Source organism: Candidatus Poriferisodalis sp., assembly GCF_965198245.1.
Lineage (GTDB): Bacteria > Actinomycetota > Acidimicrobiia > Acidimicrobiales > Poriferisodalaceae > Poriferisodalis.
On record NZ_OZ240249.1, the window covers coordinates 2,471,967 to 2,497,880 of the forward strand.

Genomic DNA, 25,914 nt, shown 5'->3' on the forward strand with positions numbered 1-25,914 from the left:
ACGCCAGTGCGCATCCTGGTTTGTGTGAAGCGAGTTCCGGCGGTGGGCTCGCGCATCAACGTGACCCCCGACAGTAGCCAGGTCGACACAGCGCACCTGGGTTTCACCACCAGCCCCCACGAGGAATGCGCTGTGGAGGAAGCCGCGCAGATCACCGAGCGGCTCGACGGCGACGACCATGCCGTGGTCGTGCTCACCCTGGGACCCGAAGAATCGACCGAGCAGTTGCGCTACGCAGCCAGCGTCGGAGGCACCGCACTAGCGCTGGTGACTGCCCCCGGCGGACTTGACTGGGATCCCCAGCGCACTGCAGTCGCCATCACCGACGCAGTGCGGGTACTCGAGGCGGCCGGCGGGCAATTCGATCTCATCCTGTTCGGCAACGAGTCGGCTGACGGCGGGAACTTCCAGGTCGGCATCCGTGTCGCTCACGCGCTCAACCGCCCGATCGTGAACGGCATCAAGGGCATCGACATCGCAGAGAACGGCTTTGTGGCTCGCCGCGAGACCGACGCCGGCTATGAGGTGTACGAGCTGGACGCTCCCTGCGCCATGGGCGTCAAGGAGGGCATCAACCTGCCCCGCTACCCGACGATGAAGGGACGGTTGGCGTCACGCAAGGCACAGATCCAGTTGCTCGAGGGTGCGCAGGACGCTGCAGCGGGAGGGCAGGCCCGGGTGCGGCTGCACCGACCGCCCGAGCGTGCCAGCACCACGGTCGTGCTTGGCGACAGTGCCGAAGCTGCTCCCGCCGTGGTGGACCTGCTGGACGAACTGGGCGTGCTGTGAGCGGCGTCGCTGTGCTCATCGACCACGACCGTGGTGTGCCCTCCGGCGGTGCCCTTGAGGCCCTCACCGCTGCCCGGGCATTGGCTTGCGATCTCGGTGTAGCCACCGAGGCAGTCGTGTTGGGCGACGTGACGCTGTTCGAGTCCCACGGCGCCGAGCTCACCGCTGCCTGTGCGGCTTACGGCGCAACGACTGTGCACTGCGGACGCCACGAGCTGCTGGCCGACTACGGGCCCGATGCCTGGGGCGCTGCGCTGACGTCGTTCCTCGACGCCTCACAGCCCGCCGCGGTGGTCGCGGCGGGCACCGATCGAGGAGCCGAAGCGATGGCCCAGCTGGCGGCCCGAATCGATCTGCCGCTCGTGGCCAACTGCGTGAGCGTGTCGGCTGGAGGCGAACCGTGGCAGATCACCCGGATCCAGTGGGGCGGATCGCTGCTCGAGGACGTGACGCTGGACACGACTCTGCCGTTGTTGACCTACGCCCAGCACGCCATCGAGGCCGAACAGGTACCCGGCGACGTCGTCGCTTCCGAAGTTGTCGACTTCGAGCCCGAGGTGGGCGCCGAGGCGCGGCGCACCTTGGTTCGTGACCGGGTCACCCTGACCGAGGGCATCACGCTGTCGACCTCGCCGGTCGTGGTGTCTGGCGGCCGCGGCGTCGGCTCCGCGGAGGGATTCGCCCAGCTCGAAGAGCTTGCCGAGCTGCTCGGCGGCCGCGTCGGCTGCTCTCGTGCTGTCACGAACAACGGCTGGCGGAATCACGCCGATCAGGTGGGCCAGACCGGCACCCGCATTGCTCCGCAGATCTACATCGCGTGCGGCATCTCGGGCGCCATCCAGCATTGGGTGGGTGCCATGGGATCGAAGAACATCCTCGCCATCAACATCGACCCTGAAGCCAACATGGTCACCAAGGCGGGGTACGCCGTCATCGCCGATCTGCACGAAGTGGTGCCGGCGATCTCCGACGAGATCCGGCGACGCCGCGACCGCCCCAGCTAGCCCGGCTTCACATCGACAGGGGTGCCCGGCCGGCGAGGTGCTCGGCCAGATTCGATGCCGCCGCGATCAGCATGAGGCCGATGTCGTGGGTGCGGTTCGGATCGGGGAACCGGTAGGCGGGGCCATGCACGTGCAGCGCCGCCACCGCGGTGCCTTCCTCATTCAGCACCGGTGCCGCCGCCGAGTTGATGCCGGCGGCGAACTCCTCGTACACCCAGACATAGCCCGCGCTGGCGATCTGCACCAGCCGGGTCCGCAACGCGTCTGGGTCGACCACGCTGTTCGCGGTCGTCGCCTCGAGGCCGCCTGCGAGGTACTCCTCCAAGGACTCGGGACTGAGATGCGCCAGGTAGACCAGTCCCGAGGGCACCAGGTGCAATGGGCAGTACTCACCGATCCACGAGCGCACCTGCACTTCAGATTCGGGTTCGACCTGGTCGAGGTAATAGACCGTCCGGTCCGCACGAACGCTCACTCCCGCCGTCTCGCCGACCTGGTTGACCAGGCTGTGCAGGTGTGGGCGCGCCGCAGCCAGCAGACCTCGGTCGTCACCAGCAGCACCGATGATGTCGATGAGCCCTTGCCCGATCCGGTAGTCGCCGCCGGTGTCGTCCTGAGCGACCGCACCGACGGCTTCAAGCGATGTCAGCAGTCGCGCCACCGTGCTCTTGGGCAGTCCGACGCTGTCCGCAACGTCGGTGACGCCTTGGGGCCCGACGGCCAGCGCGCGCAGCACCGCAAACGCACGAGAGATGGACTGCACTCTCACCACCGTACCCCGCGTGCGACACAGGCCCGTCTCCTGACCGCCATTTTGTACCGTATTGTGGAACTGTTCTGCTCTGTGGAACAAATCGGGACACAGGTGACGGACGGTGACGTGTCCGCGTCCTACTATCGGGGCCGAGCGCGCGACGGGGTCATCCATTGGGGGGAAGGCTGATGCCACAGCGGATCAACTCACGATTGAGGAACCGCAACCGATCGTTGCCCCGGCTCGACACGCCGCTGGTTCGCGACGGCGGCGTCCTGCGGCCTGTGAGCTGGAACGACGCGCTCGACCGTGCCGCAACGGGCTTGGCGGCGGCCACGCAGCAACACGGAGCCGGTGGCGTCGGCATGTTCTCATGCTCGAAGAGCACGAACGAGATGAACTATGCAGCCCAGAAGTTCATGCGAACGGTGCTGAAGTCCAACAACATCGACTCCTGTAATCGCACCTGACACGCGCCTTCTGTCGTCGGTCTGGCGACGGTGTTCGGTCTCGGAGGCGGGACAAGTTCCTACCAAGAGATCCACGAGGCCGATGTGATCCTGCTGTGGGGATCGAACGCTCGCGCGGCGCACCCGATCTTCTTCCACCATCTGTTGCGAGGCCTCGACAACGGAGCCGAAATGTATGCGGTGGATCCCCGCCGCACCTCCTCGGCCGAGTTTGCGGACGTGTGGCTGGGTCTCGACGTGGGTACCGATATCGCTCTGGCGAACACCATGGCCCGCGAGATCATTGCCGAGGGCCTGCACAACCAGTCCTTCATCGACCATGCGACCACGGGCTTCGATGCCTTCGCGGCATCGGTCGAACCATTCACGCTCGACGAAGGCGAGCGGCTGACTGGCGTGCCGGCTCAGGCCATTGCGGACATGGCATATGCATACGCCACTGCTCCCCGAGCGCAGATCCTGTGGACGCTGGGCATCACCGAACATCACACGGCTGTCGAGAACGTGCTTTCGCTGTGCAACCTGTCGCTGCTCACGGGACATGTCGGACGTCGCGGCTCGGGCCTCGTGCCCCTGCGAGGCCAGAACAACGTTCAGGGCGGCGGTGACATGGGCGCGTTGCCAGACCGTCTGCCTGGATTCCAGCCGCTCGTGGATCCGCAGGCCCGGGCGAAGTTCGAGAGCACGTGGGGCTGCGAGCTGAACCCTGTACCCGGCAAGCATCTCACTTTGATGTTCGAAGCCATGGAAGAGGGTGAGCTTCGAGCCCTGTACGTCATTGGGGAGAACCCAGCCGACTCTGAGGCCAACGTGGCGCACGCCCGCAAGCTGCTCGAGGGGCTCGATCTGCTCATCGTGCAGGACATCTCGCTGACACGCACCGCCCGCATGGCCGACGTGGTCCTGCCTGCGGCAGCGGGCTGGGCATCCAGCGAGGGCACGGTGACGTCCTCGGAACGCCGTGTCCAGCGGGTGCGAGCCGCAGTGCCGCCGCAAGGTGATGCACGCGACGATGTGCGGATCATCAGCGACTTGGCGTTGCACATGGGGGCGCAGTGGCCCACCACCTCGCCGGAAGGACTTTGGGACGAGCTGCGATCGCTGTCGCCGCTGCACGGCGGCATGAGCTGGGAGCGGCTCACCGAAAGCGGCGGCCTGCGGTGGCCGTGTCCCGACGAGGACCATCCGGGCACGGAGTTCCTCCACGAGTGGCTCTGGGAGCCAGATCTGGGGGGTCACGCTCCTGCGCCGTTCTCGGTCGTCACACATCGCCCGCCCGCCGAGGTATTGAGCGAGCAGTTCCCGCTGCGCCTGACCACCGGCCGGGTCCTCGACTCGTACAACACGGGCGCGCAGTCAGCCGGTTATTCCTCGCCGATCCGATCCGGCGACGCGATCGAAGTGAGTCCCGCCGACGCGGCAGATCTCGGGATCGCCGAAGGCGATGCGGTCCGGGTGAGCTCGCCCCGCGGTTCGGTGGACATGGAGGTGCACGTCACCGATCGCCTGCCCACCGGCCTGGTGTTCACGACGTTCCATTTCCCGGATCTGGTCGATTCGAACCTGCTCACCAATGACACCTGGGACGCGCGCAGCGGGACAGCCGAATTCAAGGCTGCAGCGGTACGCATCGACCCGCTGAGATCCGGCCCGAACGCCGCAGGCGGCGCATTGGACCCAGCCGCCGCAGGCGGCGCATTGGACCCGGACGCCGCAGGCGACGCATCAAGCCCAGCTGCTGCGGCAGGTGGCGCTGGTGGCTGACCTGTTCTTCTCCGATGCGGAACCCACCGCATCGGAACGACGAGCGGTAATGGCCGCGCTCAGCGTTACCGATGTCGGCGATGGCGCCGTCGTGGTAGATCACCCCCGTCTCGTACGGGGAGGCACACGCCGCCGCAAGCAGATGCGGCACCTGTTGCTGCCCGCCCTGCATACCCTTCAACGAGAGGCGGGGTGGATCTCGCCAGGCGGTCTGAACTTTGTGGGTCGCACGCTGGGTGTGCCGCCGGCTGAGGCCTACGGGGTGGCCACGTTCTACGAGATGTTCCGCACCGACGCCCCATCTCACGAGCTCAGCGTCCGCCACGTCTGCGTCGACCCAATCTGCGCACTCGCCGGCGCGGCACCGTTGGCAGAGCATCTCCGCTCTCAGGGCCACGCGGTGCACGAAGGGCCGTGCCTTGGGCAATGCGAACGCGCTCCGGCGGTGTTCATCCAAGGTCGCCGTGAACCCGATCGAGTGCCGGCTGACGACGGCGGACCTGACTCACTGCTGGTGAGCGTCACCGCTTCAACCCCTGAGGCGCCCAGCTTGCTGCGACACCTGGTGGGACGCCATTGGGGCCCAGATGAGTTCACCTCGATGGAGGCCTACCAGGACCGCGGTGGGGGCGCAGCGCTCGACGCAGCGCTGCGCCTCGGACCTGACGAGGTGATCTCACAGGTCAGCGCAGCGGGGCTGTCCGGCCGGGGCGGAGCGGCGTTTCCCACCGGCATCAAGTGGCGGGCGGTGGCCGACGGAGACGGCCCCAAGCACGTCGTGGCCAACATCGACGAGTCCGAGCCCGGCACGTTCAAAGATCGCTTGCTGTGCGAGCTGGACCCTTTGGCGATCGTGGAATCCATCACGGTCGCCGGTCTGGTCGTGGGTGCTGAGCAGGGCTGGATCTATATCCGGGGGGAGTACCCGTTGGCCACGCAGCGTCTGCGGCACGCCATCGCACAGGCTCGGTCCGCGGGCTGGCTGGGCGACGATGCGGCGGGATCGGGCCAGCGCTTCGACATCGAGTTGCGCCGAGGTGCCGGTGCCTACATCTGCGGCGAGGAGACCGCTCTGTTCAACTCGCTCGAGGGATTCCGGGGAGAGCCTCGCAACAAGCCGCCATTCCCCACCACGCACGGGCTATTCGGCCGTCCCACGGTCGTGAACAACCCTGAGACGCTGCTCAACGTGAGCGAGATCCTGCGAATCGGTCCCGAGGCGTATCGCAGCATGGGAACCGAGGGTTCGCCGGGGACGAAGCTGTTCTGCCTGTCCGGACACGTCGGCAGACCAGGGCTCTATGAAACTCCCTTCGGGATGACCCTGGGTGAATTGCTGACGCTGGCCGGTGGCGTGCAAGGCACGCTGCAGGCAGTCCTGCTGGGCGGCGCTGCGGGCAGCTTCGTCGGACCCGACGCCACCGATCTTCCGCTCTCGCTGGAGGACACGCGTGCTGCGGGCACGACGCTCGGCTCAGGCCCGGTGATGGTCTTCAACGACACCGCCGAGATGGGCGCCGTGATCGAGCGACTGGCCAAGTTCTTCCGGGACGAGTCGTGCGGGCAGTGCGTGCCGTGCCGGGTGGGTACCGTCCGTCAGCACGAGCTGGTGAGGAAGATCCGCGTGGCTGGCGCGCCGACGGACCCCCAGCGCGAGCTGCTGGGGGACATCGCCACCGCCATGGGCGATGCGTCCATCTGCGGTCTCGGCCACACGGCGGCTTCAGCGGTGCTCTCGGCGATGCGGCTCGGTCTGCTAGGAGACGATCAAGCATGAACGCATCCGGTGAGAACGTTGATGAGACGCCTGTCACGCTGAGCATCGACGGCCGTGAGGTCACGGTGCCCGCGGGTGAGACGATTCTGGCCGCCTGCACCGAAGCCGGAGTGGAGACGCCCACCATCTGCTGGGCCCCCAATCTGACCCCGGTCAACGTCTGCCGTGTCTGCGTCGTAGAACTCGAGGGGTCGCGCACATTGGTGCCCGCCTGCTCACGACCCGCCGAAGACGGCATGGCGATCAGTACGGACTCCGAACGGGTGCGTCACAGCCGGCGCATGGTGCTGGAGTTTCTGGGCTCTGCCAACGACCTCAGCCAAGCCTCCGAAATCAACGCATGGTCACAGCACTACGGCGCCGACCCGGATCGGTACAGCTCGGCGCCCCGAGACGAGGCCACCTCCGAACCCGCCCGTGTCGACGATCCCGTCCGCATCCAGGACGATCTGTACATCCGCGCGTACGACCGCTGCGTGCTGTGTTACAAGTGCGTCGAAGCATGCGGCGATGACGCCCAGCACACCTTCGCCATCGCCGTGGCCGGGCGTGGCTTCGATGCCCGCATCCGTACCGAGTACGACGTCGAATTGCCCGAGAGTGCGTGTGTCTATTGCGGCAACTGCGTTGCGGTGTGCCCGACGGGGGCGCTGCAATTTCGGAGCGAGTTCGATCTGCGCGCAGTGGGGGAGTGGCGCCCCGACGACCAGTCCGTCACCCGCACCGTGTGCTCGTACTGCGGCGTGGGATGCAATCTCGAACTGCATGTACAAGACGAGCAGATCGTCAAGGTGATGTCGCCCGCGGATCACTCGGTGACGAGCGGCCACCTGTGCATCAAGGGTCGATTCGGCTGGCAGTACGTACACGCGCCAGCCTTCGAGCCACCGACGACTGACACAGCGGAGCACTAGCCACAGGTGTCGGCGAACGAGCCGACCCCGGCCGCCGAAGGCGGCGCAATAGGCACAGGCGCCGAAGGCGGCGCATCCGGTACAGGCGCCGAAGACGGCGCTTCGACGACGGTACGGATCAGCCGCCGCGAACGTGCCCTCCACCGCGCACATGAGATGGCAACTGGCTATGTTCCCCAGATCGCCCGCGCAACAGTCGCCGAACCCCACGTGGGCGGCCCGGCTCTCGCTTCACACACCGCCCGCAGCACAGCCCTCTTTGCCGGCATCGCGCTCCTGATGGCCGGCAACGGACTGCAGAACACCTTGCTGGGAGTTCGGGCCACCTCGGAAGACTTCGGTTCGACCGTTGCGGGTCTGGTCATGGCGATGAACTTCGTCGGCTTCCTGGCGGGCTCCGCGTTGGCTCCTCATCTCCTGCGTCAAGTCGGTCACGTACGCGTTTTCGCTGCGGGGGCATCGGCTGGCAGCAGCGTCGTGCTCGTCCAGGCGGTCTTCGTCGACCCACTGACCTGGGGTGCATGTCGCTTTATGTGGGGGGTGTGTTTCGCCGCTTTGATCGTCGTTGCCGAGACGTGGCTGAATGAGCTGGCGACAAACGAGAATCGCGGCCGGATGGTGGCCCGCTACATGGTCATCACGATGGGCGCCATTGCCGCGGGCCAGCTCTTGGTGGTCGTCGCCGACACCAACGGATTCGCCCTGTTCGCCGTGGTTTCCGTGCTGGTCTCGCTGGCGCTGGTGCCGATGTCGCTGTCCGCATCTGCCAACCCGCCGGTGATGGAGCATGAATCAGTCGGCCTGCGGACGCTCATGGGGACCGCACCCACCGGCGTGGTGGTGGCCTTCCTGGTCGGCGCCGCTCTGGGATCCATCTCCGGCATCGGGTCGGTGTACGCCGCATCAAGGGGATTGTCGCCGCTGCAGGTCGCGTTGTTCGTTGCAGCCCCGATGATCGGCAGCTTGTTCGGGCAGATCCCGCTCGGTCGCCTCTCAGATCGCGTGCCTCGGCGCATCGTCATCGTGGCGGCAGCTTCCATTGCCGGCGCCGCCTGCCTGGTCATGCTCGCTCTCGACGAGCGGGGCTTCGCAGGCATCGTCGTCATGGGAGTGATGGGAGCGTTCGCCTACCCGATCTATTCGATGGCTGTGGCACAGACGAACGATTGGCTTCGGGGTTCCCAGCGAGCCGGGGCCAGTGCTGTGCTGGTGCGCATGAACGGGGTCGGCGCCACGGTGGGCCCGATCTGTGCGGCAATCGCTATGTCGGTCACGCTCAACGCGTTCTACTTCGTCATGGCGGCGGCGTATGTCTCGGTCGCAGTGTTCGTCGCTGCCCGCATGCTGCTCGTTGCCGGTCCGACCGTGGCACAGCAGGGCCAGTTCCTCCCGATCCCTGCACGGGCCTCCGCTGCGGTGGCTGCGCTGCTGCGCCGGCGCCGGTGATGGCGCAACGGCCCTAGGCAGGATCGATGGGGGCACTGTTCGGTCTGCTCACCTCAGTGAGCATCGGCACCAGCGACCTGTTCGGACGCCGTGTGGTGATGCGGTGCCACGTCCTCTCGGCGATGATCACGTTTCAGGGCACCGCAGCGATCATCTCGCTCGCAATCGTGCCCTTCGTTCCAGGATCGTTCGCCAGCGACGACTTCCTGCGCGGCCTGGTCTCGGGCGTCGGCTTGGGCACGGGTCTTGCCTGCTACTACACATCGCTGGATCGGGCCGGGTCGGCAGTGGCTGCACCGATCGTCGCCACGCTGTCAGCCGTCATCCCGTTCGCCTACACCACGCTGCGAGGCCACGACCCGCCGCTCATCGCCATCGTCGGCGCGGCGGTGGCTTTCGGAGGCCTTGGACTGGTGACCGCCGGGGGCACCCGCGGCACTCACGTGGCGACCGGAACGGCATGGGCACTGGTGTCGGGTCTCGCGTACGGGGTGGGACTCGGGATCCTGGTGGACCTCTCCGAGAGCTCGGGTGCCTGGCCGGGAGTCGGGCAACGGCTCTCCTCGGTGGCGGCCATGGCTGCGCTGGTTGCGATCCGCCGATTGCCGGCACTGCCTCCGCCCGAGGTGATGGGCTACGCCGTGCTGACGGGAATCGCTAGCGCCGGTGCCACCATCTTCTTCATCGTCGGCATCTGGTTCGACGCGCCGGCAACCGTCGTGGGCGCGTCCATGTTCCCGGTGATGAGCGTCCTCGTCGGCCGGGCCGCCTACAACGATCCCATCAACATGCGCCAAGCCATCGGCATCGCCGCTGCCGTGGTGGGCGTCGCTGCCGTCGTCGCGTCCTGAGCTGTCTCAGCTCGCCGAAAGCGGTCTGTCCGCAGTCGCACGTGACAGCGCGAGGGCCGCCTCGAGCATCGATGCCCAGCGCCCCGCACCAGATTCAGGATTCGACGTGCAGCACCCGTTCGTCTTCGAAAGGAGGCGGGATGAGGTCTTCGTACATCGCTGGGTCGGGCTTGTACACGCCGAACACGCCGTCGCGCGAATAGGCCACGCCCGTGCCTGTCTGGTAGGCGATCAGATGCGCCTGTTTCGCTGCCCGGATGAGTGACCTGGTGACACTCGCAATGAACTCGTCCCCTGAGGGAAGACCGTTGCCGTTGCTGCTCGGGTCGCCGCCAAGTTGACCCGCTGCATTCGCTGTGGCTGCTTCAGTCAATGCGGATGCTCCATTCGAGAACCCGGGGTTCGTCTCTTTGATTGTCAAAGAGTATCCACTCATCAACCATAGCGGAGTACTCGCGCCGGAAATTGTCGAAGCCTGCGCGGAAGCGCCTTTGAATGACATCCTCCGGAACGTTGTGCCCGCCGCGGGAGACGCGCAGCTGAACCCGAGCGATGGCGTCGTCGATTGACGGCAGCGAGAGGAAAACCAGCCTGACCCGGTAGCCGTCGCTGCGCCATCGACGGATCTTGCGGAGATAGCCGCGCCCTGACAGCGTGGTCTCGAAGGCGAAACTGCGGCCCTCCGCCGCAAGCCGGTCGAGTTCGGTCAGCATCAAGCGGCCCGCACGTATATCGGCGTGCCACGGTTCCATCGGTGCCAGGCCTGCGGCGATGAGGTCGGCGTTCACGAAGGCCAGGCCACGTGCCTCGACGTTCAAGAAGTCGAGCGCGAAGGTTGTTTTGCCGGCGCCGTTGGGGCCAGCGACGATGAGAATCTCCTTGCCATCCACTCGCCCGCACCGTACTGATCGCTGGACCGTCGTACACGGTGAATTCGCGGTGCGTACCCAGCAGGCTCACTGTCAATTCCTCTGAGTCCGCAGACGCGCGCGACTGTGGCGGCCGCAGACTTCTTGGGCGTGTGACGTCGACTGGGCGCGAGGAAGGATCAGACGAGGGCGTCGGGCTCGGTGGCCTTGCGGCGGGCGATGTAGTCACGCAGCTCGGCGTCGATGGCGTGGTCGATCGGCGGCGGCTCGTAGTCGGCCAGCATCTGCTTCCACACCGCATTGGCGCGTTGGGCTGCGTCGAGCGAGCCGTCGTCTGACCAACGCTCGAAGCTGTTGTTGTCTGCGATGGAGGACTGGTAGAAGGCCGACTCGAAGTTCTCCAGCGTGTGCGGGTGTCCCAGGAAATGGTTGCCGTGAGGGTTCGTGAGGAACGCTTCGACGGCCTGCCCGTTGGGCGACATGTCGATGCCCTTGGCGTAGACCTCCATCATTCCGAGCTGGTCGGCATCCATGATGAGCTTCTCGTAGCTCAGCGCCAGGCCGCCCTCAAGCCAACCCGCTGCGTGCAGCACGAAGTTCACGCCCGCTGCCATGGTGGGCAGCAGCGTGGATGCCGATTCGTAGGCAGCCTGTGCATCGGGAGCCTTGGACGACGTGAACTGCCCGCCTGAACGGAAGGGCAGTCCGAGGCGCCGGGCGAGCTCGGCCATGACGTAGATGGCCAGACCTGCCTCGGGCGTGCCGAAGGTCGGGGCTCCGGTCGCCATCGACATCGACGAGGCAAACGTTCCGAAGATCACAGGCGCGCCCGGGCGCACCAGCTGGCAGAACGCCATGCCCGACAACGCCTCGGCCAGGCACTGTGCCGCGAGCGCGGCCACCGTCACCGGCGACATGGCCCCGGCCAGGATGAACGGCGAGATCACGCACGCCTGGTTGTGCTGCGCGTAGACCTCCGCGGCACCGAGCATGGTGGCATCCCAGCGCAAGGGCGACGATGCATTGATGAGGCTCGTCAGCACCGCGCGGTCGCCCAGGTCGCCGCCGAACGCAATACGGCACAGCTCGACCGAGTCCTCGGCTCGCTTGGCCGCGGTGACCGAACCCATGAGCGGCTTGTCGCTGTACCGCAGGTGGGAATACACCATGTCGAGATGGCGCTTGTTCACCGGCACGTCCACCGGCTCGCACACGGTGCCGCCGCTGTGGTGCAGGTGGGGGAGCATCCACGTCAGCTTCACCACGTTCTCGAAGTCTTCGAGCGTGGCGTAGCGACGTCCTTTGTCGAGGTCGGTCACGAACGGCGATCCGTAATTCGGGGCAAAGACCGTCGCATCGCCGCCGATCGGCACGGACCGAGCCGGATTGCGGGCGTGCTGAATGTATTCCGAGGGCGCGTTGTCCTGAACGATCTGCCGGCACAGACCGCGTGGAAAGCGGACGAGCTCCCCATCAACATCGGCACCCGCGTCGCGCCACAGCTCTAAGGCGCGAGGGAATTCCTGAAAGGCGATACCAACCTCGGACAGGATCGTCTCGGCATTCGCCTCAATCTGGGCCAGACCTTCGGAGTCCAGCACACTGACCGGGGCCAGCCTGCGGGTCAGGTGGGTGTACGTGACTTCGTCACTGGCCGCCCGCAGAGCCTGCCGGGCCGCCCGCCCGCCTCCTCGCCGTCGTGTTCGTTCAGTCATCGTTGCTTTTGCCTTCCACTGCAGAACCTTCTACTGCAGACCTACCTTCACTCATCGCCGCCGTCGCTGCCGGGAGCGGCGTGGGGATCGATCAGAGCGTGCGCCACCGGAGGCACCGGGGTCCGTTCGTTCCGGCAGCTCAATGACCGTCGAGAGCCTCGGAGAGGGGGCTGTGGCGTGGGGGAGCGCCATGGCTGCCACGAAGAGCTCCTGGAATCGGGGCTCGGTAGCGGTCTCGATCTTGCGGATGTCGCGGACCACCCGTTCCATCTCGGCGCGTTGACTGCCTGACAGCAGCGCTCGAACTGCCCCCGTGCCCGCAGCGTTCCCGACAGAGCACACTGCGTCCGGGTCGCAATCGCCGATGAGGCCGAGCACCATCGCCCGCACCGGATCGATGTGTGCGCCGAACGCTCCAGCGAGCTGCACACGATCGGGTGCTGCGATGCCGGCACGCTCACACAGCAGATCGATGCCGGCGCGCAGTGCTGCCTTTGCCAGCTGGATCGCCCGGACATCGTTCTGGGTGATGGTGATGGTCGGGCCGCCGGTGCCTTCGGGCGGCTCGTACAGCACGAACGACGACGTGCGGCCCACCGAGATCACCCGGGTTGCCCGCTCGCCCTCGCTCGGCGGCGCCGCGATGACCCCATCGGCGCAGAGCACGCCCGCGAGATACATCTCGGCGATGACTTCGATGATCCCGGAGCCGCAGATCCCAGTCACCCCTGCAGCAGCACTGCGAGAACCGGCGGCCACCTGTCGCTCGATCGCCTCGGCGAAGCCGGGTTCGTCGGACCACAGGTCGCAGCCGATGACGCGCACGCGGGGCGTCCACGTCGTCGGATCGATGCGTACCCGTTCGATCGCCCCCGGTGTCGCTCGCTGGCCGCAGCTGATCTGCGCTCCCTCGAACGCGGGACCGGTCGGGCTGGAGGCTGCCCACAGTCCGTTCGAGCTGCCCAGCACGATCTCGGCGTTCGTGCCCACGTCCACCAGGAGCGTGATTGCCTCATCTCGGTGCGGTCCGCCGGCGAGCACCGCTGCTGCGGCATCCGCGCCCACGTGCCCGGCGATTGCCGGCCCGACATAGACCCGAGCCGCTGAGCATGGCAGGTCCAACTCGGATCCGTCGAGCTCGACGGCGGCGTCGGTCGCCAGGGTGAACGGCGCCTGCCCGAGCGGGGTCGGGTCGATGCCGAGCGCTATGTGGATCATGATCGGGTTGCCGACAAGCACGACCTCCAGCACCGAGACCGGCTCCAAGCCGGCGTCTGCGCACAACTCGGCGATCAGCGCTGCGAGGGCGTCGCGAACGAGCGCGGTGAGCTCGGGCGCCCCTCCGGGGTTCATCATCACGTACGACACCCGGCTCATCAGGTCCTCGCCCAGGCGTATCTGGGGATTCATCCGGCCTGCCGAGGCCAGCACTTCGCCGCTGTGAAGGTCGGTCAGATGGCCCGCGACGGTCGTCGAGCCGATGTCGATGGCAACACCGAGTGCTGCGGTCACGACTCCGGGCCAGACCGCTGCCACCATTCCGTTGCGCTCCGACGGTTCTGGCCCGCTCCAACGAACGGCAACCGTGACCAGCCGGTTGCCGGCATCGTCGGGAGTGCCCGCGGCGACCGACGCGTGGAGCCCCGCAAGCGCCCCAGGCAGGATCCCAGCGAGGCGAACGCCCCATTCGGCGGCCACACAGTCGATCACGATCTGAGCGAGACCACGGCGCTCGTCCAATGTCGGCGGCGGCACGGTGACCGCGTGCAATGTCGACAGCGGGTCCAGCGCAATGTCGCCGACATCGATCGATTTGCGCACCACAGGGCCGTGCAGCTGGCTCTCAGGCGGCACGTCGACGACGAGGTCGGCGCACACACGGGCCTGGCAACCGAGTCGGGCATCGGCACCCAGCGGTCGACGGCCCCCGTAGGCAGTCTCAGTTGCGCCCGGCGAGCTGAGAGCGTCGGCACGGGCCGTGATGGCCCACTTCGGGAATGAGCCCATGGAGGGGACGACCTGGCAGCGGCCGCAGATGCCGCGCCCGCCGCACACGCTGTCGAGATCCACTCCGAGGTCGCGAGCTGCGTCGAGCACAGTTGTGCCTGCGCTCACGGTGCCCGCTCGGCCTGAGGGGGTGAACACCACCTTGCAACTCAGGGTCTCAACGCCAGCCTCGTCACACACCGCTTCGCCCACTGCGATTACCCGGTCGGCGTCAATCACCGAACCTGGGCTGAGGTCGGCAGGCGGGAGCGGGCCCGGTGGCATCGGGACCTCGCTAACCGGTGCGAGCGCGACGTCCGCCCTGCCGGCGAGGACGGTCGCCGGCGCCGGCTCGGCCACCGGCAACGTTGTTCGCCCCCATGGCACTGCGATCTCGGTGCTCGGAGATCCACGCCGCGCAGTTCTGATCGTTACCCGCCAGGACATCGCCGGCCATCACGGCTGCCTTCACTTCGGCGTGGAGCGGGTTCATGATGGCTGAGGTCATTCCGGCACCGATCGCCATCGACAGGAACGTGCCGGTGATGAGGTTGCGGTTGGGCAGGCCGAAGCTCACGTTCGACGCGCCGCAGATGGTGTTCACGCCCAGTTCGTTTCGCAGGCGTCGCACAAGCTGGAACACCTGCCGACCCGCGGTCGCCATGGCACCGATGGGCATTACCAACGGATCCACCACCACGTCGTGACGCGGGATGCCGTAGTCGGCCGCTGCGTTCACGATGCGGCGCGCCACCTCGAAACGAACATCGGGATCCTCACTGATGCCGGTCTCATCGTTGGATATCGCGACAACGGCTGCCCCGGCTCGTGCTACGAGCGGGAGGATGCGCTCCATGACCTCGCCTTCACCGGTCACCGAGTTGATGAGCGGCTTGCCGACGTAGGCATCGACGCCGGCTTCGAGCGCCTCGATCACCGAGGAATCGATGCAGAGGGGCACGTCGGTGACGGACTGAACCAGCTTGACCGCAGCGGCGAGCATCGCCGGTTCGTCGGCCAGCGGCACCCCGGCATTCACGTCGAGCATGTGGGCACCCGCAGCAACCTGAGCGAGCGCGTCGGCTTCAACCCGGCTGAAGTCGCCCGTCCGCATTTCCTCTGCGAGCATCTTGCGGCCGGTGGGATTGATGCGTTCGCCGATCATCACGAAGGGGCGATCGAAGCCGATGACGACTTCACGCGTAGCGGAGCTGACGATGGTGTCGGTCACGCGGGCACCTGGGTAATCGCAGAGCGGCCCCTCGGTGCTGCGACGTGGGTGAGCGCGGTCTCAAGGTCGCCGTAGCCGGTCTCGACGATCTCCAGCGGAAGTCCGAGACGCTCCGCTCCCGCACGTGCGAACTCGGTGATGCGGGCCCGATCCGTGCCGTTGGGCGTCTGCGTCAGCAAGACAACCCGCTGGTAGTTGCCGAAGTACAACTCGGCCAGCTCGGGGTGATCGGCGATGCCGAGACCTCGCCACACGAGCAGGTCGAAGTGCCGGGCCAGGTAATCGGTGAGGTAGAAGGTTGCCGGTTCGGCCTCAGACATCTCGGCGAAGCGCTGAGCAGTGGCAAAGAACTCGTAGCAGTGGGCGCCCTCGATACGCGACATCGCAGGAGCATCGCCCGTCGCAGACTTCGCCGTGAACTCTTCGCAGAGATCATCGAGAGCGCCGGAGGTGCCGCAGTCGGCGTAGCCGAGCAGCACCTGGGAATAGGTGCGACCCGCGGCTTGCAGGCGGGCGATGCGCTCGCGCACGGCTCCAGCGATGAGCGAGGGCCGGTTGTGCAGCTTGGCGGGCAGGCACTCCACATCCACGTGGTCAAGGCCGTGGGCGCCGACAATCGCTTGCAATTCGTTGACGAGCGCGCCACAGGCGAGCACGAGGATGCGCTCGGCCGACGCATGCACGTTGCTCGCAGCAGGTGAACTGCTGCTGGGCATCGCCGCGGGCGCGCTGGGGGTGGCCATCTCAGGCCGTGGCCGCCCGCCGGACGCGAATCAGGTCAGTGGCGGTCTCCGACGCAACTGCCGCATCGCGGCAGTAAGCATCTGCACCAACTGCCTCGCCGAATTCCTGGTTCAGCGGGGCGCCGCCGACGATGACGAGATAGTCGTCGCGCAAGCCCTGCTCGATGAGCGTGTCGATGACGACCTTCATGTACGGCATCGTGGTGGTGAGCAGTGCCGACATTCCCAGGATGTCGGGCCGGTGCTCGTCGAGAGCAGCGAGGAATTGATCCACATCGGTATTGATGCCCAGGTCGATGACCTCGAAACCCGCGCCTTCGAGCATCATTCCCACGAGGTTCTTGCCGATGTCGTGGATGTCGCCCTTGACCGTGCCGATGACAATCTTGCCGATGGGTTCGGCACCGGTCTCGGCGAGCAGCGGGCGGAGAATCGCCATGCCGGCCTTCATCGCGTTCGCCGCGAGCAGTACCTCGGGAACGAACAGGATCCCGTCGCGAAAGTCGATGCCGACGATGCGCATGGCCTCGACCAACGCTTCGTTGAGGACCTTGTCGGCTCCCCAACCGCGCCCGAGCAACAGTTCTGTGCCCTCCACGATCTCGGGCCCGAGCCCGTCGTAGAGATCGTCGTGCATCTGGGCGATGAGATCGTCATCGTCAAGGGCTGAGAGATCAATCTCTTCATCAGCATCGTCGGTGTCGACGGTCGCCGCGTCGGCCATGCCCTGCCCCCCTCGCCATCGTCATGACGTGTGCCGGGCACCCCCGTCCCGGTCGCCTGTCTCACATCCAGCGTGGAGTCCTGCGGAAGGGTTGTTCCACCTAGCGTTTGTTCCGCATAGTGGAACTGTGCCGCAGAACGGTACAGCAGTACGGTATCACGTACCTTGCGCAAACGTCGACATACGGCAACATCGCGCCGGGCTCAAACAGAGCCGTCGGCCGGCAGATCTCAGCGGCGATTGGCGCGGATCTTCCCAGCGACTTCGGCACCGGCGACTGCGAGCACTGCCAGTCGCGTGTCACGGGACGAGCGTTCAGTGATCTCCACGTTGCCCTGCGCCAAGCTGCGCGCTCCGATCGTGACGCGGTAGGGGATACCCACGAGCTCGGCATCGGCCAATTTCACGCCGGGCCGCAGCGGCCGGTCGTCGTAGAGACAGTCGACACCGTGGTCGCTCAGCGTCCCGTAGACCTGCTCGCCAGCCTGCGACTGCGCATCATCAGACGGGTCGAGGACGGTCACAACAGCCTCGTACGGGGCGACAGCGACGGGCCAGTACAGGCCCCGCTCGTCGTGGTGCGTCTCGGCCACGGCGGCCATCGCCCGCCCGATCCCAATGCCGTAGCTGCCCATGATGGGAGTCTGGGCGACACCATTCGTATCGAGCACCGACACGCCCATCGCTTCGGAGTACTTTCGGCCGAGCTTGAAGATGTGTCCAGCTTCGATGCAGCGCACAATCTCCAACCGAGCGCCACAGGAGATGCACGGTTCACCTGCCGACACCTCGCGCAGATCGGCCCAACGCGGATCGATGATGTCGCGCTCGGGATCCACGCCACGCAGGTGCCAGTCGTCTTCATTGGCTCCGGTCGTCATGGACCGACGGCCGCGCAACCCTTCATCGGCGTAGATCGGCAGATCGTCGACGCCGACTGCGCCGAGACTTCCGGGGTTGGCACCGAGCTGAGCAAGCGTCTCGGGTGCAGTGGCGGGTCGCACATCGGTGGTGCCGCTGCAATCGGCCAGTTTCTGCAGGTTGAGCTGGTGATCGCCCCGCAGGGCCACGAGGGTGAGCTGATCGTCGAGTACCATCACCATGGTCTTGATCTGCCGGTCAGCCGGCGCGCCGCCGTCGAAGGAGGCGAGCGCATCGATCGTGCGAACCCCTGGAGTGGGAAAGCGTTCGGGTGCGGTGACAAACGGCGGGTCGGTGACGGTCGGCACCGCCGCGAGGGCTCGCTCCACGTTGGCCCGGTACGCGCATGAGCTGCAGCGGGCCACGTCGTCCTCACCTGCGGGCGACGCCACCATGAACTCGACACTGGCATCGCCGCCCATGGCGCCCGAGGAGGCCTGCACGGCCATCACCTCGAGATCGAGACGCTCGAAGATCCGCAAGTAGGCCTCGCGGTGTGCCTCGAACGAGGCGTCCAGACCCGCTTCGTCCATGTCGAAGCTGTAGGAGTCCTTCATCATGAACTCGCGCACGCGCAACAGTCCGCTGCGCGGGCGCGGTTCGTCACGGAACTTGGTCTGGATCTGGTACCAGGTCTGGGGCAGTTCCCGATACGAGCTCATCTCCGCCGCGAGCGTTGCGAAGACTTCCTCGTGTGTCATGCCCAGCACGACATCAGCATCGTTGCGATCGCGCAGGCGGAACATCTCCGAGCCCATGAGTGCCAATCGACCGCTGCGCCGCCAGAGATCGGCGGGATGCATCGCCGGCAGCAAGAACTCCTGCGCGCCGATGGCGTCCATTTCGGCCCGCACGATGTCGGCCACCTTGGTGTGCACTCGCAGACCGAGCGGCAACAGGCTGTAGTGCCCCGAGTGCAGCTGACGGATGAAGCCGGCCCGGATGAGGAGTTGATGGCTCACGGCCTCAGCCTCTGCGGGCGCATCACGCAGCGTCGGGATAAACGAATCGGACCATCGCATCCGACGCAGCGTAAGCGTGCGACCCGTCACATGCTTTGACCACTTCGCAGATTCGGGGCCCTAGGGGCGCTGAGGGTTGCGTTGCGATGCGAAGCGTGTCCAGTACCCTCACCCTGCCTAGCCACGACTGCACATCAATCGTGCAGTCTCGGCAGCGGACCGGGGCCACAGTGCCGACCACGGTGACTGTGCCCGCAGCGGGTCCTGCATCGACAGCTCGGACCAAGCGCGCAGCGCAGTCCGGACGGGCGGCGTAGTGCACCTGTTGGTACCCCTCATGACGCAATGAGCGACGAAGACTCACAGACACTGGTTCCGAACCATGGCGCGCCGGCGCCTGCGGTCCTCACGCGCGCCACAGCGGCTGTCAGCAACGGTGGCGTCATCGTGACGGCAGCCGCAGAACTCCGCAATGGCGCGACGGTCTCTGCCTTGGCGTCGATGCGCTGGGAGCAGATCGCTCGTCTTGTGTGGGCAGAGGCGCATGGCAGCGCCGGGCTGGCAGAGGTCGCCACGCTCGAGACCGATCCGCAGCGCTGGGAACGGGTCCTGCTGGACCTGCTCGACCGAACGGAGGCCTCCCTGTCGGGGGCACGCCGTCTGCCGCGTCCGATTCGGCGGCAGGTGGTACGAGATTTCGAGGCCGACTTCAGTGAGCTTGTCGCCGCCTACGAACGCCTGACAGGTCTCGACGCCACGCATGCACCCGATGACACCCCCTCAGGCACGGCCAGCGACGATGCCCCCGGTGCCGCTGCGGGACCGCTGCGGGAGCCAGCGGCGCTGCAGCTGTCGTGGCAGCCCGGGCGGATCGTGGCGTGGGCTGCGGGGGCTGGCACCGAACCCGACGCCACAGAGCGAGTCATGGACCGTCTCGTCGCTACAGGCGCGCCGGACAGCGTTTGGCGCCCGCATCCGAATATCAAGCTGCCCGAGGGCACCAGCGCCGAGGCAGTCGTGGCCGATGTCAGCGACGTCCTGGGCTGGCTGGTCGGTCTCGACGGATCGGTCACCAGTCCTGGGGCGGCATCTCCGGAAGCGGCCGAGACTTCCTCTGCCGTCATCTCCGAGAACGGTCTGGGGAACGACGACGAATCCTTGCACGGCAACGAGCATCTCAACAGAACTGTCGGCGACCCCAACGACGATCGCCTCCTCAGTGCCAGCGCGCTGTGGATGCGGACCACTGCCCGCATGGCGGTGGAACTGGTGGCGGGCGGACGAACGGTGCCGCGGCTGCACCGGGTTCGAAAGCGTCGCAATCGCAAGCGGCCCGACACGGCGGAATTCTCGGTTCAGTGGCAGCCGGCTTCGGCCGAAGCCGACCGGTTGACAGCGCTCATCGACCGCTTGCCGGGTGCAGTCTCGGCTCCCGAACCGAAAGCAGAGCCGCGCACGACGGTGCAATCGGCCCTGGCCGGCATGGTGGACGCCATCGTGACGAGCGCCGCAAAGCGCCTTGACGTTCCAGCAGCATCTCCGGAGCCCCGCAGCCGGGCGGAGATGGCAGAGGCCTTCTTGGCCTACCTGAATGGCACTCGCTTCGTCGGTTCAGCTACTCAAGGCTCGGATCTGGCCCGGCGTATCGAGCTGTGGGCCAGGCCGGTGACCAATGCCGCGCGCCAGTCGCTCGTGGTGCGGCTCGACGAGCCTGATGACGCCGGAGCCTGGCATATGGAAGTGCTGGCCCTCAGCCCCGAGGGCACGGCCGAGCCCGTCGAGGTGGCGATGGTGAGCGGCGTCAGTTCGCATCGCACCGAAGTACGCGACCAGCTCGCCCGCCTTGAACGGCTGCTGCCGGTGTTGATGCGCCCTGGCGGCAAGCGACGCGGGGAGGTCGTGCTCAGCCAGGACGAGGCGTGGGAACTGATGTCTGTCACCGGCCCGGCGCTGCAGTCCGCGGGCTTCAAGGTGGAAGTCCCGAACCTCTCGCGTGAGCGTCCGGCTCCGTCGCTGCGTCTCACCGCCACCGAGGCCACTGACAGCGCTCTGGGCGCGCAGCAGCTCACCGCAGTGAGCTGGACCGCTGTTTTTGGAGATGTGGAGCTCACAGCGGATCAGATTCACGAGCTGGCCTCACAAGCACGACCACTCGTACGAGACCGGGGCAAATGGATCGCGCTCGATCATGCCGACCTGGCCGAAGCGGCTACTGCGCTTGCCGAACGAGCAGACGTCACCGCACTCACCGGTTCGCAGATGCTGCGCCAGGTACTGGGCCTCGAGGGCCCGACGGTACGTGGCGGCGTTACCATCTCAGGAGGTGGCTGGGCGGCTGACCTGCTGCGTTCCGCAGCTGAGATCTCCGCTGCGCCGCGAACCAGCCCCGAAGGTTTCGTCGGCGAGCTGCGCAACTATCAAGCCGAAGCGGTCGCGTGGCTGGAGTTTCTGGACGGGGCTGGTCTTGGGGGTTGTCTCGCGCTGGACATGGGTCTGGGCAAGACCCCAACAGTGCTCGCTCGCATCGCGGCAGACCAGCGCCAAGCGCCGGCACTCGTCATTGCGCCACCGGCGGTCGTCGGCAACTGGGCGGCTGAAACAGCACGTTTCACACCTGGGCTGTCAGCGATCATCCACCACGGTCCGGCTCGGCGCGAACCCGCAGAGCTGGTACGCGCGCTGCGTGACGGCACCGGTTCAATCGACAATGGGCAGATCGATGTGGTGATCACGACGTACGGCACCGCAGTGCGCGACATCGACGCACTCGAAGAGGTGACGTGGGACCGCATCGTGGTCGACGAGGCACAGGTCATCAAGAACCACACCAGCGAGACTGCCAAGCAGCTTCGGCGGTTGTCTGCTCGCATCCGTGTGGCGTTGACCGGCACCCCGATCGAGAACGGGCTCGGCGACCTGTGGGCGATCATGGACTTCTGCAATCCGGGCTTGGTGGGCTCAAGGACGCCGTTCATCGCTCAGCTGCAGCAGCCCGGTGACGCTCGAGGAGCTGCCGAATCAGCCCTGCATGCACTCAACGGCGTGCTGGTGTTCCGCCGCACGAAGGTGGAGCCCCAGATCGCCGCTGAGCTGCCCGACCGAATCGACGAGCTCGCGCACTGCGCCATGACACCCGAACAGATCGGCTTGTACCAGGCAGTCTTGGACCAGCTGATCGTCGACACCGCGGCGAGCGAGCAGGCAGGCGAAAGGCGCAAGGGGGCCGTCTTGGCGGCCATCACCGCGCTCAAGCAGATCTGCAACCACCCGCTCAACTACCGCCCCGACGACATCAACAGCCAGATCGCCGGACGCAGCGGCAAACTCGACCGCTTGCACGAGATTCTCGAGGCAGTCTTCGCGGCGGGGGAGCGGGCGCTGGTATTCACGCACTTCGCCACCTGGGGCGAACGCCTGGCGACCCACCTGACGCGACGGACCGGACTGCAGATCGACTGCTATCACGGCGGTCTGGGTCGCACAGCCCGCGACCGCATGGTGCACCGATTCCAGACCGGGGACGGACCTGGGGCGATGGTGCTCTCGCTGAAAGCAGGCGGCACGGGCCTGAACCTGACCGCAGCGAGCCATGTGGTGCTCTACGACCGCTGGTGGAACCCCGCGGTGGAGGATCAGGCCCGCGACCGGGCGTGGCGCATCGGCCAGACGCGCACAGTCATCTGCCACCGCCTGGTCTGTCCCGGCACCGTCGACGAACGGGTGGAAGAGGTTGTGGCTGGCAAACGGCGCATCGCCGACATGGTGCTGCCGAAGTCCAGCTCCATCGGCGATCTCGACTCTGAGCAACTCCGGCACGCCCTGGGCATCGATGCCGATGCTCTGCTCGCCGACGACTTCGACGGAATCGATGCCGACACGCCGGAGATCGCCGAGCTGGTGCCTGCCGGTGCCTTAGTTGCAGGTGGGTCATGAGCAGCCGTCGCCGCCGCAAGACCTCGCGCACCCGGCGCCTTGACGGTGCCGAAGTCCAGCAACGGCAGGCTGCTGAGGCGAGCGCAGCCTTCTGGCATGGCACAACCAGAGCTGCGATTTCGCCGGAACACGCTGATGCTGCCGCCAGTTCGGCGGCAACGACGGCCAGCACCGAAGACGCTGCGGTTCCGCACGCCGATATCGGTACCGAGGCGCGCCGCATCTCGGTCACGACCGACCCGACCTCAACGGTGCGCTCGCTCGGCAAACCGCCGCTCGCAGGACGCGAGACGGTTGCGGAGCACTATTTCGAGGCCGTCTATAAGCGCGCCGTAGCCATGGCGGGTGCCCTCGCCGCAGCGGGTGGGCTGCTCGCTCCCGACGGCGAGGGGCGCACGGCGTCCTGACCGTCGTGGTGGGGCACGCCGCGCGTGCCCAGTGGCCCGTAGTAGTGGCCCGTAGTGCGGCTCAGCCGGCGGCCTGGGACTCGAAACCGACTTCCTTGCCGCGATTGATGCTGACCCAGTCGCGCGCTTCGAGGTACGGCTTGAACGTCTCGTAGATGGCGCGCTCGTCATCTTCCATCTTGGGTCGCTGTACCTCGTAGAGGCGCGGGAATTCCAGCCAGCCCACGACGAGGTCCCACATCCGCAGCGCGGCGTCGCCAGTAGGCGGCTCGAGCAGCACCGGTCCGAAGATTGCCTGGTCATCGAAGAACAGCGTCGGCACACCGAATCCGCCGGAATCGACGACACGCTGGTGCTCCGCCTTGATCTCGTCATGGGTTGTCTCGTCGGAGATCGAGACATCCACGATGTCGGGATCGGCGCCAATCTGCTCAAGCAAGTGACGGGCGACGTCAGGGTTGTGGGGGCGGTTGCCGTCGACGTGCAGGGCCCGCCCCGACGTGGCGTACCACTTGTCGAGCAGATCCATGGAATCGCGCCGGAGGATCGCTCCGATGCGCATCATCGACCAGCCATAGCTCCAGTCGCGCTCCCACGGGTGCTTCTTGCCCTCGCGCAAGTTCACCTCTTCGAGGCTGAAGAACTTCCAGTTCACCTGCAACCCCAGCCGGTCGCGGACGTCTCGCATCCACAGCGACGTCTGGTACGCCCACGGGCACATCACATCGAAATGGAAATCCACTTCGGTGGGGCCGGTGTAGTTATCTGCATTGATTGTGCTCATGAGGCTTCCCTTTAACCGCGGCCGTGGCGCAGCAGCTGGCCAGGGGTGGCGCCGGTGCAATCGCCGGAGGTGAACGTGACCTCGCCGTTGACGATGATCTGGTCGTATCCCTTCGCTCGCTGGACGCGGCGCCATTCGTTACCGGGAAGGTCGAACTCGACGTTTCCAATCCAGGGCGGGTCGATCTCGAGCTCTTCCATGTCGTAGACCACGACATCTGCCGCAGCGCCCTCTCGCAGCGTTCCACGGTCCTTGAAACCTGCCGCGTGCGCTGCGAGCGCCGAAAGCCGGTAGTGGGCCTCTTCGAGCGTCACAGTGCCCTCGTCACGCACCAGCCACGCCAGGAAGTCGGTGGTGTAGGAGCCGCCGCTGAAGAACTTGGTGTGCGCGCCACCGTCTGATACGCCGGGGATGGCGTACGGCGATTGCATCATCTCGCCCATGAACTCGGCATTTGAGCCCTTGTCAGGGCCGAGGAACTCCACGTTGAGATCGCCCTGGAGCGACAGGTCCAGCATGACCTCGATGGGGTGCTTGCCCTGTTCTTCGGCGAGGTCGCCGACAGAGCGGCCCACGTACTGCTGCATGTCAGCTTGGCGGTTCACGCCTTGTACGACGAGACCCTTCGGATTGCCGCCCACACCAGCCTGGATGACCTGCAGGCGTCGGTCTGCCTCGGCGGCCTCAGCCACGAGCGCGGCGCGCAGCTCGGGATCGGACATCTTGGCGATCTTGTCCTCCTTGGTGCCCGTGGTGACCGTGCGCCAAGCGGGGGAGGCGTCATAGAGGTTCCAGTGCTCGAGCGTGAAGGCAAAGCCTGCGCGACCGGTCGCGCACTGCGCGTAGATCGGCAGTTCGGCAGACCAGCACCTCTCGATCCAACGCAACGGACGGCGGTGCACTTCAGGATCCTTGCGGGCAGGCGCCACCACGTTGTGCAGGATCGGCCGCCGGGCTGTCGCTGCAAGGACCTCGAGAAACTTGATGTCGGCCCGGATGTCGCCGGTGCCCTGGGTGATCTGGATGAAGCCCTCGTCCCGTTCCGCCAGCACACGCGCCAGGTTCAAGATGTCATCGTCGCACATGATGTCGGTGACCATGGGGGAGCCGTCGTAGTCGGCCTGCACGCTGTCGGGACCGAGTCGCTGGATGGAGAAGCCGCACAGCCCAGCATCCATGCCCTCGTGCAACAGACGCGCCATCTCCTTGCGCTCTGCGGTCGATGCCGGCTCGCCGGCCTTGGCCTTCTCGAGTCCCATCACGTAGGTCATGAGCGAGGCCGTGGGCATGTACTGGATGACGTTGACGCCCTTGGGGGCCCGCTCGAGCGAATCCAGGTATTCCGGGATGGTCTCCCAGTCCCAGTTCATGCCGAGGCGCATGGACTCATACGGGATTGCCTCGGTGCGTGTCATGGTCAGCATGGAGCGGTCGCGGAATTCGGGCTTGACGGGAGCGAATCCGAAACCGCAGTTGCCCAGCACTACCGACGTCACGCCGTGATAGCCCGAGATCGTGCACCACGGATCCCAGCGAATCTGGGCGTCGTAGTGGGTGTGAAGGTCAACGAAACCGGGGGCGACGATCTTTCCCGTGGCGTCGATCACCCGCTCCGCAGTGCCTCGGGGACGACCGCCGAGCTGGGCCACTTTGCCGTCGGAGATCCAGACGTCGCCCTTGTAGCGCGGCACTCGCGTGCCATCAACAATCGTGCCGCCCTTGATGTGAATGTCGTACTCGCTGCTCATTGCGCGCCCCCGCATCATCCGAACTGGCCACGGGCGCGCAAACACCGCGCCAAAGCCGCATATTCAAGGTACTCGCGCGCTGGGGTGCTCGCCGGAGCAATGACAACCAGTTGTCACCTGCG

Annotated in this window: 20 protein-coding genes; 9 read left to right on the forward strand and 11 right to left on the reverse strand. The window is 66.4% G+C overall.

Annotation, left to right across the window (positions count from 1 at the left end):
- Positions 1–24 precede the first annotated feature (24 nt).
- Entirely contained in the window at positions 25–789 is a 765-nt protein-coding gene (locus tag ACOCMM_RS11140; RefSeq protein ID WP_419553225.1) for an electron transfer flavoprotein subunit beta/FixA family protein, read from the forward strand.
- Positions 786–1,793 carry an electron transfer flavoprotein subunit alpha/FixB family protein gene (locus tag ACOCMM_RS11145; protein ID WP_419553226.1) on the forward strand — a complete coding sequence of 336 codons (1,008 nt, stop codon included), beginning with the start codon at positions 786–788 and terminating at the stop codon, positions 1,791–1,793. The genes ACOCMM_RS11140 and ACOCMM_RS11145 overlap by 4 nt, the downstream gene beginning before the upstream one ends.
- 7 nt (positions 1,794–1,800) lie before the next feature.
- On the opposite strand, the gene ACOCMM_RS11150 is transcribed toward ACOCMM_RS11145, so the two are convergent.
- Positions 1,801–2,556, reverse strand: coding sequence for an IclR family transcriptional regulator (locus ACOCMM_RS11150; RefSeq protein ID WP_419553227.1), 756 nt, complete (start codon positions 2,554–2,556; stop codon positions 1,801–1,803).
- Between the two features lie 179 nt (positions 2,557–2,735).
- On the opposite strand from ACOCMM_RS11150, the gene ACOCMM_RS11155 reads away from it, so the two are divergent.
- The 5 genes from ACOCMM_RS11155 to ACOCMM_RS11175 are packed head-to-tail and all read left to right on the forward strand — an operon-like array spanning position 2,736 to position 9,769.
- Positions 2,736–4,781, forward strand: coding sequence for a molybdopterin oxidoreductase family protein (locus ACOCMM_RS11155; protein WP_419553228.1), 2,046 nt, complete (start codon positions 2,736–2,738; stop codon positions 4,779–4,781).
- A 49-nt stretch (positions 4,782–4,830) separates the two neighbouring features.
- Entirely contained in the window at positions 4,831–6,558 is a 1,728-nt protein-coding gene (locus tag ACOCMM_RS11160) for an NADH-ubiquinone oxidoreductase-F iron-sulfur binding region domain-containing protein (RefSeq protein WP_419554865.1), read from the forward strand.
- Positions 6,555–7,472, forward strand: a complete 918-nt coding sequence (locus ACOCMM_RS11165) for a 2Fe-2S iron-sulfur cluster-binding protein (RefSeq protein ID WP_419553229.1) — start codon at positions 6,555–6,557, stop codon at positions 7,470–7,472. The genes ACOCMM_RS11160 and ACOCMM_RS11165 overlap by 4 nt, the downstream gene beginning before the upstream one ends.
- A 6-nt stretch (positions 7,473–7,478) precedes the next feature.
- A complete protein-coding gene (locus tag ACOCMM_RS11170; RefSeq protein ID WP_419553230.1) occupies positions 7,479–8,918 on the forward strand; it encodes an MFS transporter in 1,440 nt (479 codons plus the stop codon).
- A gap of 26 nt (positions 8,919–8,944) precedes the next feature.
- The gene (locus tag ACOCMM_RS11175; RefSeq protein WP_419553231.1) at positions 8,945–9,769 is read left to right on the forward strand and encodes an EamA family transporter; all 825 of its coding nucleotides are present in this window, start codon (positions 8,945–8,947) and stop codon (positions 9,767–9,769) included.
- 94 nt (positions 9,770–9,863) lie between these two features.
- On the opposite strand, the gene ACOCMM_RS11180 is transcribed toward ACOCMM_RS11175, so the two are convergent.
- From ACOCMM_RS11180 to ACOCMM_RS11215, 8 genes are all read right to left on the reverse strand, one after another.
- Positions 9,864–10,142 (reverse strand): hypothetical protein, encoded by a 279-nt coding sequence (locus tag ACOCMM_RS11180; protein WP_419553232.1) that lies wholly within the window; start codon positions 10,140–10,142, stop codon positions 9,864–9,866.
- Entirely contained in the window at positions 10,135–10,659 is a 525-nt protein-coding gene (locus ACOCMM_RS11185) for an AAA family ATPase (protein WP_419553233.1), read from the reverse strand. The genes ACOCMM_RS11180 and ACOCMM_RS11185 overlap by 8 nt, the downstream gene beginning before the upstream one ends.
- 158 nt (positions 10,660–10,817) lie before the next feature.
- A complete protein-coding gene (locus tag ACOCMM_RS11190; protein WP_419553234.1) occupies positions 10,818–12,353 on the reverse strand; it encodes a trimethylamine methyltransferase family protein in 1,536 nt (511 codons plus the stop codon).
- A 51-nt stretch (positions 12,354–12,404) separates the two neighbouring features.
- Positions 12,405–14,624 carry an ASKHA domain-containing protein gene (locus ACOCMM_RS11195; RefSeq protein WP_419553235.1) on the reverse strand — a complete coding sequence of 740 codons (2,220 nt, stop codon included), beginning with the start codon at positions 14,622–14,624 and terminating at the stop codon, positions 12,405–12,407.
- 10 nt (positions 14,625–14,634) lie between these two features.
- On the reverse strand, positions 14,635–15,570 hold the full coding sequence (locus ACOCMM_RS11200; RefSeq protein ID WP_419553236.1) for a dihydropteroate synthase: 936 nt from the start codon (positions 15,568–15,570) through the stop codon (positions 14,635–14,637).
- On the reverse strand, positions 15,567–16,313 hold the full coding sequence (locus ACOCMM_RS11205; protein WP_419553237.1) for a DUF1638 domain-containing protein: 747 nt from the start codon (positions 16,311–16,313) through the stop codon (positions 15,567–15,569). Before ACOCMM_RS11205 ends, ACOCMM_RS11200 begins: the two co-directional genes overlap by 4 nt.
- Before the next feature lies 1 nt (position 16,314).
- Positions 16,315–17,037, reverse strand: coding sequence for a corrinoid protein (locus tag ACOCMM_RS11210; protein WP_419553238.1), 723 nt, complete (start codon positions 17,035–17,037; stop codon positions 16,315–16,317).
- Positions 17,038–17,267: 230 nt separating this feature from the next.
- Positions 17,268–18,980, reverse strand: coding sequence for a proline--tRNA ligase (locus ACOCMM_RS11215; RefSeq protein ID WP_419553239.1), 1,713 nt, complete (start codon positions 18,978–18,980; stop codon positions 17,268–17,270).
- 285 nt (positions 18,981–19,265) lie between these two features.
- Here ACOCMM_RS11215 and ACOCMM_RS11220 point away from each other — a divergent pair, with 285 nt between their 5' ends.
- Entirely contained in the window at positions 19,266–22,853 is a 3,588-nt protein-coding gene (locus tag ACOCMM_RS11220) for a DEAD/DEAH box helicase (RefSeq protein ID WP_419553240.1), read from the forward strand.
- On the forward strand, positions 22,850–23,260 hold the full coding sequence (locus ACOCMM_RS11225) for a hypothetical protein (protein WP_419553241.1): 411 nt from the start codon (positions 22,850–22,852) through the stop codon (positions 23,258–23,260). The genes ACOCMM_RS11220 and ACOCMM_RS11225 overlap by 4 nt, the downstream gene beginning before the upstream one ends.
- A 61-nt stretch (positions 23,261–23,321) precedes the next feature.
- Here ACOCMM_RS11225 and ACOCMM_RS11230 read toward each other — a convergent pair whose 3' ends face one another.
- Both ACOCMM_RS11230 and ACOCMM_RS11235 read right to left on the reverse strand, forming a co-directional pair.
- On the reverse strand, positions 23,322–24,044 hold the full coding sequence (locus ACOCMM_RS11230; protein WP_419553242.1) for a DsbA family protein: 723 nt from the start codon (positions 24,042–24,044) through the stop codon (positions 23,322–23,324).
- Between the two features lie 11 nt (positions 24,045–24,055).
- Positions 24,056–25,792 (reverse strand): N-acyl-D-amino-acid deacylase family protein, encoded by a 1,737-nt coding sequence (locus ACOCMM_RS11235; protein ID WP_419553243.1) that lies wholly within the window; start codon positions 25,790–25,792, stop codon positions 24,056–24,058.
- Between the last annotated feature and the right edge of the window lie 122 nt (positions 25,793–25,914).